At 70.7% G+C, this 16,524-nt stretch carries 13 protein-coding genes; 4 read left to right on the top strand and 9 right to left on the bottom strand.

Annotated features, from left to right (window positions below):
- Positions 1-64: 64 nt before the first annotated feature.
- The 3 genes from dop to LX12_RS02390 form a co-directional block, all read right to left on the bottom strand.
- On the bottom strand, positions 65-1,564 hold the full coding sequence (dop, locus tag LX12_RS02400; RefSeq protein ID WP_253652879.1) for a depupylase/deamidase Dop: 1,500 nt from the start codon (positions 1,562-1,564) through the stop codon (positions 65-67).
- A gap of 94 nt (positions 1,565-1,658) precedes the next feature.
- Positions 1,659-3,413 carry a proteasome ATPase gene (gene arc, locus LX12_RS02395; protein WP_253652878.1) on the bottom strand — a complete coding sequence of 585 codons (1,755 nt, stop codon included), beginning with the start codon at positions 3,411-3,413 and terminating at the stop codon, positions 1,659-1,661.
- A 157-nt stretch (positions 3,414-3,570) separates the two neighbouring features.
- Positions 3,571-4,404, bottom strand: coding sequence for a tRNA (adenine-N1)-methyltransferase (locus LX12_RS02390; RefSeq protein ID WP_253652877.1), 834 nt, complete (start codon positions 4,402-4,404; stop codon positions 3,571-3,573).
- A gap of 129 nt (positions 4,405-4,533) precedes the next feature.
- Between LX12_RS02390 and LX12_RS02385 the strand changes: the two genes are divergently transcribed.
- Both LX12_RS02385 and LX12_RS02380 read left to right on the top strand, forming a co-directional pair.
- Positions 4,534-5,406: a RecB family exonuclease gene (locus LX12_RS02385; RefSeq protein WP_253653166.1), complete on the top strand. Its 873-nt coding sequence runs from the start codon at positions 4,534-4,536 to the stop codon at positions 5,404-5,406.
- The gene (locus LX12_RS02380; protein ID WP_253652876.1) at positions 5,403-6,218 is read left to right on the top strand and encodes a thioesterase family protein; all 816 of its coding nucleotides are present in this window, start codon (positions 5,403-5,405) and stop codon (positions 6,216-6,218) included. Before LX12_RS02385 ends, LX12_RS02380 begins: the two co-directional genes overlap by 4 nt.
- A gap of 4 nt (positions 6,219-6,222) precedes the next feature.
- Here LX12_RS02380 and hisG read toward each other — a convergent pair whose 3' ends face one another.
- From hisG to LX12_RS02365, 3 genes are read right to left on the bottom strand one after another with little or no spacing between them, the layout of a single operon-like run.
- Positions 6,223-7,068, bottom strand: a complete 846-nt coding sequence (hisG, locus tag LX12_RS02375) for an ATP phosphoribosyltransferase (RefSeq protein ID WP_253652875.1) — start codon at positions 7,066-7,068, stop codon at positions 6,223-6,225.
- A 45-nt stretch (positions 7,069-7,113) separates the two neighbouring features.
- The gene (locus tag LX12_RS02370; protein ID WP_253652874.1) at positions 7,114-7,377 is read right to left on the bottom strand and encodes a phosphoribosyl-ATP diphosphatase; all 264 of its coding nucleotides are present in this window, start codon (positions 7,375-7,377) and stop codon (positions 7,114-7,116) included.
- 6 nt (positions 7,378-7,383) lie between these two features.
- The gene (locus LX12_RS02365) at positions 7,384-8,097 is read right to left on the bottom strand and encodes an HAD family hydrolase (RefSeq protein WP_253652873.1); all 714 of its coding nucleotides are present in this window, start codon (positions 8,095-8,097) and stop codon (positions 7,384-7,386) included.
- A gap of 67 nt (positions 8,098-8,164) precedes the next feature.
- Here LX12_RS02365 and LX12_RS02360 point away from each other — a divergent pair, with 67 nt between their 5' ends.
- Positions 8,165-8,746 (top strand): dihydrofolate reductase family protein, encoded by a 582-nt coding sequence (locus LX12_RS02360; RefSeq protein WP_253652872.1) that lies wholly within the window; start codon positions 8,165-8,167, stop codon positions 8,744-8,746.
- On the opposite strand, the gene LX12_RS02355 is transcribed toward LX12_RS02360, so the two are convergent.
- Positions 8,728-9,780 carry an Lrp/AsnC family transcriptional regulator gene (locus LX12_RS02355; RefSeq protein WP_253652871.1) on the bottom strand — a complete coding sequence of 351 codons (1,053 nt, stop codon included), beginning with the start codon at positions 9,778-9,780 and terminating at the stop codon, positions 8,728-8,730. The two genes, LX12_RS02360 and LX12_RS02355, sit on opposite strands and share 19 nt — an antisense overlap.
- Positions 9,781-9,877: 97 nt before the next feature.
- Here LX12_RS02355 and LX12_RS02350 point away from each other — a divergent pair, with 97 nt between their 5' ends.
- Entirely contained in the window at positions 9,878-11,431 is a 1,554-nt protein-coding gene (locus tag LX12_RS02350; protein WP_253652870.1) for an MFS transporter, read from the top strand.
- On the opposite strand, the gene LX12_RS02345 is transcribed toward LX12_RS02350, so the two are convergent.
- The gene (locus LX12_RS02345) at positions 11,377-12,822 is read right to left on the bottom strand and encodes a putative hexosyltransferase (RefSeq protein WP_308213958.1); all 1,446 of its coding nucleotides are present in this window, start codon (positions 12,820-12,822) and stop codon (positions 11,377-11,379) included. The two genes, LX12_RS02350 and LX12_RS02345, sit on opposite strands and share 55 nt — an antisense overlap.
- Positions 12,823-12,889: 67 nt before the next feature.
- Positions 12,890-16,498, bottom strand: coding sequence for a methionine synthase (gene metH / locus LX12_RS02340; protein WP_253652869.1), 3,609 nt, complete (start codon positions 16,496-16,498; stop codon positions 12,890-12,892).
- Positions 16,499-16,524: the final 26 nt, after the last annotated feature.

Here is a 16,524-nt window from a genome sequence, read left to right as displayed (position 1 = left end):
GTGACCACCCTACCGGCAGGCGTTGCGCCCCCGCGGGACGTGCGGGCCCCTGCCCGGGCGGGGGTCAGGTGGTGAGCTGGTCGACCAGTTCGGCCGCCGAGTCGACCGAGTCGAGCAGTGCGCCGACGTGGGCGCGGCTGCCGCGCAACGGTTCCAGGGTCGGGATGCGGACCAGGGAGTCGCCGCCGAGGTCGAAGATGACCGAGTCCCAGCTGGCCGCCGCGATGTCGGCGCCGAACCGGCGCAGGCACTCGCCGCGGAAGTAGGCGCGGGTGTTCTCCGGCGGGCTCGAGATGGCGTCGGTGACCTGCTGCTCGGTCACGAGGCGCTTCATGGACCCCCGCGCCACGAGGCGGTTGTAGAGGCCCTTGTCGAGCCGGACGTCGGAGTACTGCAGGTCCACCAGCTGCAGCCGGGGAGCGCTCCACCCGAGTCCCTCGCGAGTCCGGAACCCCTCGAGCAGGCGCAGCTTCGCCGGCCAGTCGAGGATGTCGGCGCACTCCATCGGGTCCCGCTCGAGACGGTCGAGGACGTCGACCCACGTGTCGAGCACGTGTTGGGCGCGGGGGTCGTCGATCCCGCGATCGCGGGCGAACTCCGCGCACCGCTCGTGGTAGATCCGCTGCACCGACAGCGCGGTGACCTCGCGGCCGTCGGCCAGGGCGACGGTGCCGGTGAGGGTCGGGTCGTGGCTGATGCGGTGCACCGCGGTCACCGGACGGGCCAGCTCCAGGTCGGAGAGGTCCACACCGGCCTCGACGAGGTCGAGGACGAGCGACGTGGTGCCGACCTTGAGATAGGTGGCGGTCTCCGCCAGGTTCGCGTCGCCGATGATGACGTGCAGTCGGCGGTATCGGTCGGGGTCGGCGTGCGGCTCGTCGCGGGTGTTGATGATGCCGCGCTTGAGTGTCGTCTCCAGGCCGACCTCGACCTCGATGTAGTCGGCACGCTGCGAGAGCTGGAAGCCCGCCTCGTCCCCCGACTGCCCGATGCCGACACGGCCCGAGCCGGTGAAGACCTGACGCGTCGCGAAGAACGGCGTGAGGCCGGCGATCACCGCGGTGAACGGGGTGTCGCGGGCCATCAGGTAGTTCTCGTGCGTGCCGTACGACGCGCCCTTGCCGTCGATGTTGTTCTTGTACAGCTGCAGTCGCGGGGCGCCGGGCACGCTCGCGACGTGCCGGGCCGCGGCCTCCATCACCCGCTCTCCCGCCTTGTCCCAGATCACCGCGTCCATCGGGTCGGTGACCTCGGGCGCGGAGTACTCGGGGTGAGCGTGGTCGACGTAGAGCCGGGCGCCGTTGGTGAGGATCATGTTCGCGGCGCCGACCTCGTCGGCGTCGATGATGGGGGCCGGACCCGACGACCGGCCGAGGTCGAACCCGCGCGCGTCACGCAGTGGTGACTCCACCTCGTAGTCCCAGCGCGTCCGCTTCGCGCGGGGCACGCCCGCCGCGGCGGCGTAGGCCAGCACCGCCTGCGTCGAGGTCATGATGGGGTTGGCGCCCGGGTCGTTGGGGGCCGAGATGCCGTACTCGACCTCGGTTCCGATGATGCGCTGCACGTCGTCGAGCCTAGGCGTCACGCCGACAGACGGCCGACGCCGACCCGTCCGTGATCGGTGGACGGGCCGGCGTCGGGGTCGGCGTTGGAGTCGGTCAGAGGTACTGGCCGGTGTTCGTCTCCGTGTCGATGGCGCGGCTGGCGCCGGCGCTCTTGCCGGTGACCAGCGTGCGGATGTAGACGATCCGCTCGCCCTTCTTGCCCGAGATCCGTGCCCAGTCATCGGGATTCGTGGTGTTGGGCAGGTCCTCGTTCTCGGCGAACTCGTCGAGGATGGAGTCGAACAGGTGCTGCACCCGCAGACCTGGCGCACCGGTCTCCAGCTGCGACTTGATCGCGTACTTCTTCGCCCGGTCCACGACGTTCTGGATCATGGCACCGGAGTTGAAGTCCTTGAAGTACATGATCTCCTTGTCGCCGTTGGCGTAGGTGACCTCCAGGAACCGGTTGTCCTCGTTCTCGGCGTACATGCGCTCGACGACGCGCTCGATCATCGCCTGCACGCACGCGCTGCGGTCGCCGTGGAACTCGGCGATGTCGTCGGCGTTGATCGGCAGGCTGTCGGTGAGGTACTTCGAGAAGATGTCGATCGCCGACTCCGCGTCGGGACGCTCGATCTTGATCTTCACGTCGAGTCGACCGGGGCGCAGGATCGCGGGGTCGATCATGTCCTCGCGGTTCGACGCGCCGATGACGATGACGTTCTCGAGCCCCTCGACACCGTCGATCTCGCTGAGCAGCTGCGGGACCACGGTGGTCTCGACATCGGAGGAGACACCCGAGCCGCGCGTCCGGAAGATCGAGTCCATCTCGTCGAAGAACACGATCACCGGGGTGCCCTCGGACGCCTTCTCACGGGCCCGCTGGAAGATCAGGCGGATGTGCCGCTCGGTCTCACCGACGAACTTGTTGAGCAGCTCGGGGCCCTTGATGTTGAGGAAGTACGACTTCGCCTCGCGGGCGTCGTCGCCGCGCGCCTGGGCGATCTTCTTCGCCAGCGAGTTCGCGACGGCTTTGGCGATGAGCGTCTTGCCGCACCCGGGCGGGCCGTAGAGCAGCACGCCCTTCGGCGGACGCAGCGAGTAGTCGCGGAACAGGTCCTTGTGCAGGAACGGCAGCTCGACGGCGTCGCGGATCTGCTCGATCTGCCGGCCCAGGCCACCGATGTCGTTGTAGCCGACGTCCGGGACCTCCTCGAGCACGAGGTCCTCGACCTCGGCCTTCGGGACGCGCTCGAACGCGAAGCCGGCCTTGGTGTCGATGAGCAGCGAGTCGCCGGGGCGCAGGGCGCGCTTGCCGTCCTCGCCGTCGACCTCGCCCATCAGCGGCTCGGCGAGCCAGACGACCCGTTCCTCGTCGGCGTGCCCGACGACGAGGGCGCGATCACCGGTGCCCAGGACCTCCCGCAGGGTGCTGATCTCGCCGACCGTGTCGAAGTCGCAGGCCTCGACGATGGTGAGTGCCTCGTTGAGGCGGACCGTCTGACCGCGGCGCAGCAGCTCGACGTCGATGTTGGGCGAGACCGTCAGACGCATCTTGCGACCGGAGGTGAACACGTCGACGGTCGAGTCCTCGTAGGTGGCGAGGAGCACGCCGTACCCGCTCGGCGGCTGTCCGAGACGATCGACCTCCTCACGCAGCGCGAGCAGCTGCTGGCGCGCGTCCTTGAGGGTGTCGAGCAGTTTCGCGTTGCGGGCCGTCAGCGTGTCCACGCGCTCCTGGAGATCACCGCTCAGGGGGCGGTCGAGCCCACCGGTGTCGGGGATGGGGACACGGCCGTGTCCGGGGCGACCTGCTCGGTCCGCGGCGTTCTCGGGACGGGCGTTGTCACGACGGTCGGATTCGGTCATTGCTGACTCCTCTCGCCGGTGAGTCGCAATCGGGCTCACCGTCCTTCCACGCTACCGGCGTGCAGCGATGTACGCGGGGCAGGCGTGCGCGGACCCGCCGGGCGTCCCGCATTCTGGACACCCAGGGGAATGCCGGCGAGGGCGCGCGGGACCGCTCTCAGCCGCGGCTGGGCCGCCGCGCCGGGCGCAGGGTGACGGTGCCGGGGGCGAGCCGTCGGGCCGTGACCAGGAACGCGGTGTGGCCGTGCATCTTGTGCGAGGGCCGTACCGCCAGGCCGACGACGTTCCAGTCGCGGACCAGGGACTCCCAGGCGCGCGGCTCGGTCCAGCACTCCTGCTCGCGGAGGCCCTCGACCACCCGCGAGAGCTGTGTGACCGTTGCCACATAGACGATGAGCACGCCCCCGGGGCGGATGGTCTCGGCGACGACGTCGAGTGTCTCCCAGGGGGCGAGCATGTCGAGCACGACCCGGTCGACCTTCTCCGTCCGCTCGGGGTGGTCCCGGATGTCGGCGACGGTCAGCTCCCAGTTCGGGGGACGGCCGCCGAAGAACGTCTCGACGTTGCGGACGGCGTGCTCGGCGTGGTCGTCGCGGACCTCGTAGGACAGGACGCGTCCCTCGGGTCCGACCGCCCGCAGCAGGGAACACGTGAGGGCGCCGGACCCGGCGCCGGCCTCGAGCACGGTGCAGCCGGGGTGGATGTCGCCCTCGGTGATGATCTGCGCCGCGTCCTTGGGGTAGATCACCTGCGCCCCGCGCGGCATCGACAGCACGTAGTCGACGAGCAGGGGCCGCAGCGCGAGGTACTGGGCACCACCGGTGGACGAGACGATGCTGCCCTCGTCCGCGCCGATCAGGTCGTCGTGCGCGATCGCCCCGTGATGGGTGAAGAACGACTTCCCCGGCTCGAGGTGGACGGTGAACTTGCGGCCCTTGGTGTCGGTGAGCTGGACGCGGTCACCGACGGCGAAGGCGGGATCGTGGGTCATCGCGCCTCCCGGCCTCTGTCGTACACCGGGCTTACCCTGCCAGGTGTGAGCGACGTGATCTGCGGCGACCCTGCACCCACCCGACCCGCGGTGACGGACACCGTGACGTTCGTCCCGGCCGGGCGGGAGATCCCCTCCTGCCCCACCGCGATCGGCGACCCGCCGGTCGTGCCCCGTCGCCCGGCCCTGTCACCGTCGCGCGCGGCCGACTTCAAGCAGTGTCCGCTGCTGTACCGCTACCGCGCCATCGACCGTCTCGCCGAGCCGTCGACCACCGCCCAGGTCCGCGGCACGGTGGTGCACTCGGCCCTCGAGCACCTCTTCGACCTCCCGGCACCGCTGCGGACCCGCGAGACCGCCGACGAACTGGTCGACGCCGCGTGGGATGCGCTGTGCGAGAAGGAGCCGGAGCTGCGGGACCTCGTCCCGGCCGAGGGTGTCGCCGGGTTCCTCGCCGACGCGCACCGCCTGATCGAGACCTACTACCGCATGGAGGACCCCACCGCGTTCGACGCGCAGAGCTGCGAGCTGCGCGTCGAGGTCGACCTCGCCGACGACGTGGCGCTGCGCGGTTTCGTCGACCGCATCGACGTCGCGCCGACCGGCGAGATCCGCGTGGTCGACTACAAGACCGGCCGTGCGCCGGGCGAGTCGTTCGAGGCGCGGGCCCTGTTCCAGATGAAGTTCTACGCGTTGGCCATCCTCCGGCTGCGGGGCGTGGTCCCCCACCGTCTGCAGCTGATGTACCTCGCCGACGGACAGCAGCTGCGCTACACCCCCGACCGCGACGAGCTCGAGCGCTTCGCCGGGACGCTCACCGCGATCTGGCGGGCCATCCTCGACGCCGGCGCCACCGGCGACTTCCGCCCCAAGCGGTCGTCGATGTGCCGGTTCTGCGACCACAAGGCGTTCTGCCCCGAGTTCGGCGGCTCGATCCCCGACTACCCGGGCTGGCCGACGACACCCGGCGAGGACACCGCCGCCGACCGCGTCGCCCTGTGACCGGCGCGGCCGGCCCGTCGTTCTACACGCCGCTCGGCGAGGACGACGGATGGACACACGTGCAGCCCACCGAGCACACGGTGAGCGTCTGGGCCGACACCCTGCAGCACGGCGGCCCTCCGTCCGCGCTGCTGGTGTGGGCGATCGAGCGAGCGGGAGTGCCTGCGGGGACGGCCATCTCGCGGATCACGATCGACATCCTCGGTGCGGTCGGTCTCGAGGAGAACCGGGTGCGGGCGCGCATCGTCCGGCCGGGCCGGCGGATCTCGCTGGTCGAGGCCGATCTCGACGTGCGCGTGGCCCGCGGCGGTTTCCGTACCGCCGCCCGTGCGTCGGCGTGGGTGCTGGCGACGGGCGACACCGCGGGGATCGCCGCGCCGTCGTCGACGGCCGTCGACGCACCGGTCGGAACGGGTGACGACCGTCCCGCCGAATGGGTCGACCAGGGCTGGGGGCACACGGGATTCATCGCCGCCGTCGACGTCGTCGGGGTCCACGACCCCGGCCCGACGTGGCTGCGCCCGCGGTATCCGCTCGTCGCGGGCGAGGACGCCGGTCCCTACGCGCGGTTCTGTTGCGTCGTCGACATCGCCAACGGGCTGGGCAGCCGCCTGTCGGCGAGGCAGTGGCAGTGGATGAACACCGACACGACCATCCACCTCGTGCGTAGGCCCGTCGGCGACTGGGTCGGCGTCGACGCGCAGCTGGTCGCCGGTCCCGACGGCTACGGCTACACCGGCGCCGATCTGTACGACGGGTCCGGCCGGGTGGGACGGTCGTCGCAGACGGTGCTGATCGCGCCGCAGCCCTGAGCGATCAGAAGCGGCAGGATCGGATGTCGGTGACGAGGATCGCCTTCGCGCCGAGGGCCGAGAGCTCGTCCATGACGGCCTGGTGGCCGGAGCGAGGGACCATGGCGCGCACCGCGACCCAGTTCTCGTCGGCCATCGGTGCGATGGTCGGCGACTCCAGACCCGGCGTGATGGCGACGGCGTCGTCGAGCAGGTCCTTGCGGCAGTCGTAGTCCATCATCACGTACTGCTGGGCCACGACGACGCCCTGCACGCGAGCGATGAGGCCGTTCGCGGCCGCCGAGGGCTCCTTGTCCGCACCGTGGATGAGGATCGCCTCCGACTCGCACATCACCTCGCCGAACGCCGCGAGTCCGTGCTGTCGCAGGGTGCGCCCCGACCCGACGACGTCGGCGACGGCGTCGGCGACGCCGAGGGCGATGGAGATCTCCACGGCGCCGTCGAGACGGATGATCTCCGCGCTGATCCCGCGCTTGGCGAGGTCGGCGGCGACGATGTTCCCGAACGACGTGGCGATCCGCTTCCCTGCGAGGTCGTCGACGGTCATCGGGGTCTCGGCGGGCCCGGCGTAGCGGAACGTGGAGGCGCCGAACCCCAACGCGAGTCGTTCGACCACGGGCGCCTGTGATTCCCACGCGAGGTCCCGGCCGGTGATCCCGAGGTCGAGTTCGCCCGACCCCACGTAGATCGCGATGTCCTTCGGGCGGAGGAAGAAGAACTCGACGTCGTTGGACGAGTCGAGGACGGTGAGGTCCTTGGCGTCGGTGCGACGCCGGTACCCGGCCTCGGCCAGGATGGCGGCGGCCGCCTCGGACAACGCGCCCTTGTTGGGGACGGCTACGCGCAGCATCGTTCTCTCGTTCGTCGTGATCGTGGTGGGGGCCGGACCGCGGGGCTACAGGTGTCGGTACACGTCGGCCGGTGTCAGGCCGCGACTGATCATCACGACCTGCAGCCAGTACAGCAACTGACTTATCTCCTCCGACAGCGACTCGTCGGACTCGTACTCCGCGGCGAGCCACACCTCACCGGCCTCCTCGACGATCTTCTTGCCGAGGTGGTGGACGCCCTTGTCGAGGGCGGCGACGGTCCCGCTGCCCTCCGGTCGGGTCGTGGCGCGGTCGGAGAGCTCGGCGAACAGCTCGTCGAAGGTCTTCACGGTGGCTCAGTCTCCCACGGGTGCGGGATCGACCTCGCCGCCGGAGGCACCGCCGGCGAGGCGGAACACCTCGGCGAGGGTCTGCGCGTCGAGTCCCACGAGGCTCTCCCTCAGGACCCGCCCCTCCGCGGCGGGCACGGGTGCGTCCGACGGGACGACGAGCGTCGGACATCCGGCCGCCTCGGCAGCGGCGGAGCCGGTCGGTGAGTCCTCGACGACGAGGCACTGCGACGGTGCCAGCCCCAGGTGTGCCGCGGCGGCGAGGTACAGGTCGGGTGCGGGCTTGCCGTGCGGTACCTCGTCACCGCAGAACGTCGCGACGAATCGTTCGGGGCCGATGGTCGGGAGGGCCTTCTCGGTCAGCACCCGATCGGTGTTGGTGACGACCACCATCGGGATGTCCAGCCCGGCGACGAGCTCCAGCGCATCGCGGGCGCCGTCGCGCCACGGGATCCCGTCGGCGAACAACTCCGTCACGCGGTCGCGCAGCCACTGCGCCTCCCGCTCGTGATCACGGTCGGCCCCGGCGATGCCCGCCGCGTCGAACAGCCGGTTCAGTGCGTTGGTCATCGAGTTGCCGAGGGTCGACTGCCGCAGCTCCTGGGTCATCGTCGCCCCCAGCTTCGCGGCCAGGTCCGCCATGGCGACGTCCCACAGCTTCTCGGAGTCGAGAAGGGTCCCGTCCATGTCCCAGAGGACGGCGCGCGGCAGGCTGCTCATGACGTCCCATCCTTGCCTACTGTCGCGCCGTCGCCGTTCCCGCCCGCCGGGACGGTAGAAGTGATCCATGCCCGACGGCCGTCCCGACCTCGTCTACTACGTCGCCGTGTCGCTCGACGGCCGCATCGCTGCCGCGGACGGCGACTTCTCGATGTTCCCGGTCGAGGGCGACCACATGGCGGTGGTCACCGGACGGTTCCGCGATGCGCTGCCCGCGCCGGCCCTGGCCGCGATGGGCCTGACGCCCGCGCTCGACGTGTTCGACACGGTGGTCATGGGACGGGCCACCCACGGCGTCGGCGTGCCGCTCGGCCTGCTCAGCCCCTACCCGCATCTGCGGCAGATCGTCGTGTCACGGTCCGCGCCACCGGTGGGACCCGACGTCGAGGTGACCGCGGACCCGGTCGCGGCCGTCCGGGACGCCAAGAGACGGCGATCGGACGCCGACATCTGGCTGTGCGGGGGCGGGGTCCTCGCCTCGACGCTGCGCGACGAGATCGACCGCATGGTCCTCAAGGTGAACCCGGTGGTGATCGGCGACGGTGGTCGGCCGCTCTTCGCCGGGCCCGGCCCCGACCGGTGGACGGTCGCCGGCGAGGAGTCGTTCTCCTCGGGCGTCCGGGTCGTCGACTACCGCCGGGCGCGCTGAGCCCGGACGGGCTCGGGGGGTGCGAGGCGGTCACCGACGACGCGGGCGTCGGCGAACTTGATCCGCCGGCCGACGGGCACGACCTCGTAGCCGACGATGCCGTCGAGGTCGGCGAGCGTCGTCGTGATCGTGTCGTAGACGTCGCCGAAGCCGCGGGTGGCGAGCGATGCCGTGAGGTTGTGGCGGCCGGTGACGGCAGCGGCGAACGGGACGTGCGGGTGGTCGGCGAGGGCGGTGCCGACCCTCGCGAGTGATCCCGGCGTCACCGACAGCCAGAGCGCGACGACGGTGCGGATCCCGGACGCGGCCGTCGCGACGTCGACGTCGAAGTAGGTGATGCCCGCAGCCAGGAGCGCCTCCACGCGTCGCCGTACCCGGCCGGGGGTGCTGTCGGTGAGACGGGCCAGGGCGGCGTACGGGGTCCGGCCGTCGCGGGCGAGTGCGTCGAGCACCGCGCGGTCCTCGGGGCGGACGGTCGTCGCGACGTCACCGGCCGACGCCACCGGTGGCGTGTCGGGCGCCAACGCCTCCTGCTGCGCCGCGGACAGCGGCGTCGACCACGCCGCCCAGTCGGTCGCGCTCCCGCCCACGAAGGTGTGCAGCAGTGCCGCGACCTCGACGTCGAGCACGGACTGTGACTTCGGCAGCTGCCGGGTGATGAGGCGCTGTGCCTCGTCCCCCGCGGTCGATCGGACCGAGCAGGTCACCTCCCACCCGCTCGCGTCGACGGCGACCCACGACACGTCGTCGCGTCGACTCAACGCCTCCGCCACCACCTCCGCACCCTCGGGTCGGCAGCGGATGCGGGCGTGCCAGACGGTGAGGCCGAGCGCCGCCGGGTCGACGGCCAGCGTCACCCGCACCAGTCCGCTCCGCCGGAGGCGGCGATAGCGCCGGGCCGCGGTGGTCTCCCCGATCTCGAGCACCTCGCCCAGCCGTGCGAATCCCACCCGCGGCGCGATCTGGAGGGCATGCACGATCTGTTCGTCGACGGGGTCCAGGACGACGGATCCGGACGCGGACGGCGCGCTCATCGTGGTGATCGTACGCCGGGCACAGTCCCGGGCGCCTGCTGCGGAGGTCGGGGTCGATGCTCTGCGCGTCCGAAGTCCCCGATCGAGAGGTCCGACCGTGTCCCGCAAATGGTGGCCCCTGGCCGTGGTGTGCACCGCCACCTTCATGTTCCTGCTGGACGTGACCATCGTCGTGGTCGCGCTCCCCGACATCCAGCGCTCCCTCGGAGCCGGTTTCGACCAGCTCCAGTGGGTGACCGACGCCTATGCGCTCGCGTTGGCGTCCCTCCTCCTGACCGCCGGGTCGATCGCCGACCGGGTCGGTCGACGACGCGTCTTCGCGCTCGGTCTGGCTCTGTTCACCGCCGCCTCGGTGCTGTGTGGACTGGCGGGCGATCCCGGCCTCCTCATCGCGGCACGCGCCGTGCAGGGCGTCGGCGGGGCCATGTTGTTCGCGACCTCGCTGGCGTTGCTCTCGGTGCTCTACCAGGGCCGTGACCGCGGTGTCGCGTTCGGCGCGTGGGGTGCGGTCACCGGTGTCGCGACCGCGCTCGGCCCCATCCTGGGAGGGGTGTTGACGACCGGGCTGTCGTGGCGATGGATCTTCCTCGTCAACCTCCCGGTGGGACTCCTCGCCCTGTGGGGCACACGTGTCATCGCCGAGTCGCGGGCGGAGCACCCCCGCCGGGTCGACGTCCCCGGCGTCCTGACGCTGACCGTGGGTCTGCTCGCCGTGGTCTTCGGGTTCATCGAGACGGGCAGCCGCTCCTGGGGTGACCCGATCGTGGTGGGGTCGTTCGTGATCGGCGCGGTCCTGCTCCTCGCGTTCGTCGCGGTCGAGAGAACCGTGCGCGAGCCGATGTTCGACCTGTCGCTGCTCCGCACCCCGACGTTCGTCGGCGGCTCGCTGGCCGCGTTCGCGATGAACGGCTCGCTGTTCGCGATGCTGCTGTACGTCGTGCTCTACCTGCAGGACGGTCTCGGGTACTCCTCGCTGGAGGCCGGTCTGCGGTTGGTGCTGATCTCCGGCGCGACCATGGTGGTCGCGACCCTGTCCGGCCGACTCGCCCACACGCTGCCCGTCCGCTGGCTCGTCGGCCCGGGCCTCCTGCTCGTCGGCGTCGGTCTGGCCCTGTGCGCCGGTCTCGACGGGGCGTCGTCGTGGACGCACCTCGCGGTCGGGTTCCTCGTCGCCGGCGTCGGCAGCGGTCTGGTCAACCCGCCGCTGGCGTCGACCGCGGTCGGCGTGGTCGACCATCACCGTTCGGGGATGGCGTCCGGTGTGAACAACACCTGCCGCCAGGTCGGCATCGCGGTGGGCATCGCCGTCTACGGCTCGCTGTTCGCCGCGCGGGTGCGCTCCTCGCTGGAGGCGTCCCTGGCCGGATCACCGGAACTGCGTTCCCGCGCAGCAGGTCTCGCCGACGCAGTCCACGACGGTTCGATCCCGCGGGCACTCGGTGCGCTGCCCGGCCAGCAACGGGCCCTCGTCGGGGACGCGATCCGCACCGCCTTCGCCGACGGGATGAACACGCTGTTCGTGGTCAGCGCCGCGGTCGCCGTCGTGGGCGGGGTCTGCGCACTGCTGCTCGTCCGCAGCCGCGACTTCGTCGCCGCTCAGGCGCCGGCTGCCCAGCTGGACTCGTCCGGCGACCGCGTCGAGACCGCCTGACGACGCAGCACCCGACGCAGCGCGACCACCACCCCGGCCGCGGCGCACGCCATCATCGACGCGTAGACGGTGAGGGCCGTGTCGCCGCGGCCGGAGGTGTACCCGGACGACCCTGCACCGCCGGAACGCCCCGGCCCGCCACCGCCTCCCTCGGGCCGGAACCCACCGGGTCGGGAGCCGGCGCCCGGCCCCGCGCCGTCGGGCCGCGGACCACCCCCGCCGAATCCACCGCCACCGCCGGACCCCATGCCGCCACCGCGCATCCCGCCCTGATCGCCGGTGAGCGACGAGTGGTAGACGCCGATCGCCGCCGCCTGCACGAGCACCGGGATGAGCGCGTAGCGCAGAGGCAGGAAGAACGCGGCGATCACGCTGAGCACCTCGGCGGCGTAGAAGTACCGGTCGTGCATGGCCGGGAGCAGGAACGGCACCACGATCGCGGACGCGGCCGCGACGACCAGGATCGACGCGTCGGTCACCGCGGGCCGACGGACCACCGACCAGAGCAGGAACCCGACCACGACGACCAGTGCGGCGCCGATGCCCTTGTACGCCGCCCAGGTCACGTCACCGGACAGAGGGATCAACTGGTAGAGGTTGGCCGCGCCGAGCGTCAACTGCCGGTAGGAGTCTGTCTGACTCAGGTACACCGAGAAGACCTCCCGCCAGGGCGCCCCGGCGATCAGGACGGGGACGTCGAGTGCGACGTAGACGAGCGGGAGCATCAGCACCGCGTACCAGGGCACGCGGCGGCGCAGGACGACCCAGGCGAGGACCGGGAGGACGAACACCGCCTGCAGCTTGAACGACACCGCGAGCCCGAACAGCGCGCAGGCGATGAGCGCGTCACGGCGACGGTGCCCACGACCACCCCGGAGCAGGAACAGGATCCCGGCCAGCGCGCACGCGGTGTAGATGCCGTCGGCCTGGCCCCACCACGCGCTGTTCGCGATCACCGAGGGCAGGAACAGCACGAGCGTGAACGCGCCGATCGGCACCCAGGGGTTCGGCGACCGCAGTGCCGCGATCCGGGCGGCGATCGCGGCGAGCACGACGTCGGCCGCGATCGACAGCGCCTTGATGCCGACCAACGACGGGATGTGCAGCCACGCCAGTCCCGCGATCAGGTACAGGTACGGGTAGTTGTAGTCGGCGAAGCGCGATCGGAACGCGCTGACGCCCTGCTGGTCGAGGGTGTCGTACCACCGGCTGAGGAACGCCCGGTAGTCCAGGGTCTCGACGTGCACGAACTGCCAGCGCACCAGCAGGGCGACCGTGAGGACCGCGACGACCGCAGCCCAGCGGACGATCCGTGGTGGACGCGTCATCAGTGACCACCGATCAGCGTCGGCATCGGTCGTAGTGGCCGGGTCGGCGAGCACAGCGGTCATACCCGACACCCTGAGCGGTCAGGCTGGGAGGACGGTGTGAGCGACCTCCCAGCCCGCCGTCAACGGCTCAGACGTTGAAGTACTTCGCCTCCGGGTGGTGCAGGACGAAGGCGTCCGTCGACTGCTCGGGGTGCAGCTGCAACTCCTCGGAGAGCTCGACGCCGATCCGACCGGGCTCAAGGAGTTCGATCATCTTCGCGCGGTCCTCGAGGTCGGGGCAGGCGCCGTACCCGAAGGAGTAGCGCGCGCCGCGGTACTCGAGGTCGAAGAAACCCTGCGGGGAGTCCGGGTCGTCCGAGGCGACGGAGCCGCCGTCGAACGTCAGCTCCGAGCGCACCCGCTGGTGCCAGTACTCCGCGAGCGCCTCGGTCAGCTGCACGCCGATGCCGTGCACCTCGAGGTAGTCGCGGTAGGCGTCCTTCGCGAACAGGTCGTTGGCGAAGTCGGCGATGGGCTGACCCATGGTGACCAGCTGGAACGGCAGCACGTCGACCCGACCCAGCTCGCGCGCACGGTCCCGTGACGCGATGAAGTCGGCGATGCACAGGAACCGGGACCGCTGCTGACGCGGGAAGTCGAAGCTGAACCGGACGTCGGCGTCGGGGTCCGGCTCGGTGAGCACGTGGACGGTGTCGCCCTCGCTCACCGCCGGGAAGTACCCGTAGACGACGGCAGCGTGCTGCAGGATGTTCGCCGTCGACAGGCGGTCGATCCACTCGCGGAAGCGGGGACGTCCCTCCGACTCGACGAGCTCCTCGTAGCTGGGGCCGTCGCCGCCGCGGGCACCGCGCAGACCCCACTGGCCGAGGAACAGGGCGCGCTCGTCCAGCAGACCGCGGTACTCCGCGACGGGGATGCCCTTGACGATGCGGGTACCCCAGAACGGCGGCACCGGGATCTCGTTGTCCGCGGCCACGTCCGATCTCTCCGGCACCTCGACCGGCGTCTGCTCGGCCTTGCGCTTGGCCGCGATGCGCGCCGACCGCTCGTGGCGGGCCTTCCGCTCGGCCGCCTTCGCGTCGGCCGCGGCCTTCGCCTCCGGGTCGACCGTGGTCGCCCCGCCGCGCTTGGTCGTCATGATCTCGTCCATGAGCCGCAGACCCTCGAACGCGTCGCGTGCGTAGTGCACGTCGCCCTCGTAGGTCTCGGTGAGATCGTTCTCGACGTAGGAGCGCGTCAGCGCGGCGCCGCCGAGGAGCACGGGGTAGTTCTCGGCGAGCCCGCGGGCGTTGATCTCCTGCAGGTTCTCCTTCATCACCACCGTGGACTTCACCAGCAGACCGGACATCCCGATCACGTCGGCGCGCTTGTCCTCGGCGACCTCGAGGATGGTCGAGATCGGCTGCTTGATGCCGATGTTGACGACCTCGTAGCCGTTGTTGGACAGGATGATGTCGACGAGGTTCTTGCCGATGTCGTGGACGTCGCCCTTGACCGTGGCGAGCACGATGCGGCCCTTGCCGTCCTCGTCGGAGGCCTCCATGTGCGGCTCGAGGTGCGCCACCGAGGTCTTCATCACCTCGGCCGACTGCAGCACGAACGGCAGCTGCATCTGGCCCGAGCCGAACAGCTCGCCGACCGTCTTCATCCCCGACAGCAGTGTCTCGTTGATGATCTTCAGCGGCGGGACCTGCGTCATCGCCTCGTCGAGGTCGGCCTCGAGGCCGTTGCGCTCGCCGTCGACGATGCGCTGCTCGAGCCGCTCGAACAGCGGCAGCTTCGCGAGTTCCTCGGCGCGGGTCTCCCGGGCCGAGGCCGCCGAGACGCCCTCGAACAGACCCATCAGGGTCTGCAGCGGATCGTAGTTCTCGTCGCCCTCGCTGCGCACGCCCTCGGCGCCCCGACGGTTGTAGACGAGGTCGAGCGCGACCTCGCGCTGGTCGTCGGGGATCCGGGCCATCGGCAGGATCTTCGAGGCGTGGACGATCGCGGTGTCCAACCCGACCTGGACGCACTCGTGCAGGAACACCGAGTTCAGCACCTGCCGCGCCGCGGGGTTCAGACCGAACGAGATGTTCGAGATGCCCAGCGTGAAGTGGATGTCCGGGTGGGACTCCTTGATCCTGCGGATCGCCTCGATCGTCTCGATGCCGTCCCGACGGGTCTCCTCCTGACCGGTGGAGATCGGGAACGTCAGGGCATCGATGATGATGTCCTCGTCGGTCAGACCCCAGTTGGTGGTGATGTCCTCGATGAGGCGTTCGGCGACGCGGACCTTCCAGTCCGCGGTCCGCGCCTGACCTTCCTCGTCGATGGTGAGCGCGACGACGGCGGCACCGTGCTCGACGACCAACCGCATGATCTTCTGGAACCGCGAGTCGGGCCCGTCGCCGTCCTCGTAGTTCACCGAGTTGACCGCGCACCGTCCGCCGAGCGCCTCGAGGCCCGCACGCAGGACGTCGGGCTCGGTCGAGTCGAGCATGATCGGCAGCGTCGACGAGGTGGCCAACTTTGACGCGAGCGCCGTCATGTCCTCGGCGCCGTCACGACCGACGTAGTCGACGTTGAGGTCGAGCATGTGCGCGCCGTCGCGCGTCTGGTCCTTGGCGATGTCCAGGCACTTCTGGTGGTCGCCGGCGAGCATGGCCTCGCGGAACGCCTTGGACCCGTTCGAGTTCGTGCGCTCCCCCACCATGAGGAAGCTGTTCTCCTGCTCGAACGGGACCGCCGCGTACAGCGACGAGATCTCCGGCTCGTGGACCGGGGTACGGCTGCCGCGGGGCGCCGTCTTCACGGCGTCGGCGACGGCGCGGATGTGGTCCGGGGTGGTGCCGCAGCAGCCGCCCACGAAGGACAGGCCGTAGTCGCCGACGAACCCGGTCAGGGCCTCGGCGAGTTCGTCGGCGCCGAGCGGGTACTCGGCGCCGTTCGGGCCGAGCTGCGGCAGACCGGCGTTCGGCATCACCGACACCGGGATGCGGGCGTGCTGCGACAGGTAGCGCAGGTGCTCGCTCATCTCCGCCGGTCCGGTCGCGCAGTTGAGACCGATGAGGTCGATGCCGAGCGGCTCGATGGATGCCAGGGCGGCACCGATCTCGGAGCCGAGCAGCATCGTGCCGGTCGTCTCGACGGTGACGTGCGAGATGACGGGGATGCGACGGCCGAGCTTCTCCATCGCCCGGCGCGCGGCGACGACGGCCGCCTTCACCTGCAGCAGGTCCTGCGAGGTCTCGACGAGGATCGCGTCGGCCCCGGCCTCGATCATGCCGAGCGCGCACTCCATGTACGCGTCGCGGATCACCGCGTACGTGGTGTGGCCGAGGCTGGGGAGTTTGGTGCCCGGGCCGACCGAGCCCAGGACGAACCGCGGGATGCCGTCGTCGCCCGGACCCATCTCGTCGGCGACGCCGCGGGCGATCGCGACGCCCTCGCGGGCGAGCTCGCGGATGCGGTCGGCGATGTCGTAGTCGCCGAGGTTAGAGAGGTTGCACCCGAAGGTGTTGGTCTCCACCGCGTCGGCACCGGCCTCGAAATAGGCGCGGTGGATGCCCGCGAGCACCTCCGGGCGGGTGACGTTGAGGATCTCGTTGCAGCCCTCGAGCCCCTGGAAGTCGTCCAGGGTCAGGTCGGAGGCCTGCAGCATCGTCCCCATCGCCCCGTCGCCGATGAGGACGCGCTTGCCCAGCGCATCGAGAAACGCCGAGTCGTACGAGTCGGTTCCGGTGGAGACAGACATGGTGCTCAGGGTAGTTCGCTCCGTTT

This window comes from Williamsia serinedens, assembly GCF_024171725.1.
GTDB lineage: Bacteria > Actinomycetota > Actinomycetes > Mycobacteriales > Mycobacteriaceae > Williamsia_A > Williamsia_A serinedens.
The sequence above is the reverse complement of the archived record's forward strand: the minus strand, read 5'-3'. Positions and strand labels throughout refer to the sequence as shown.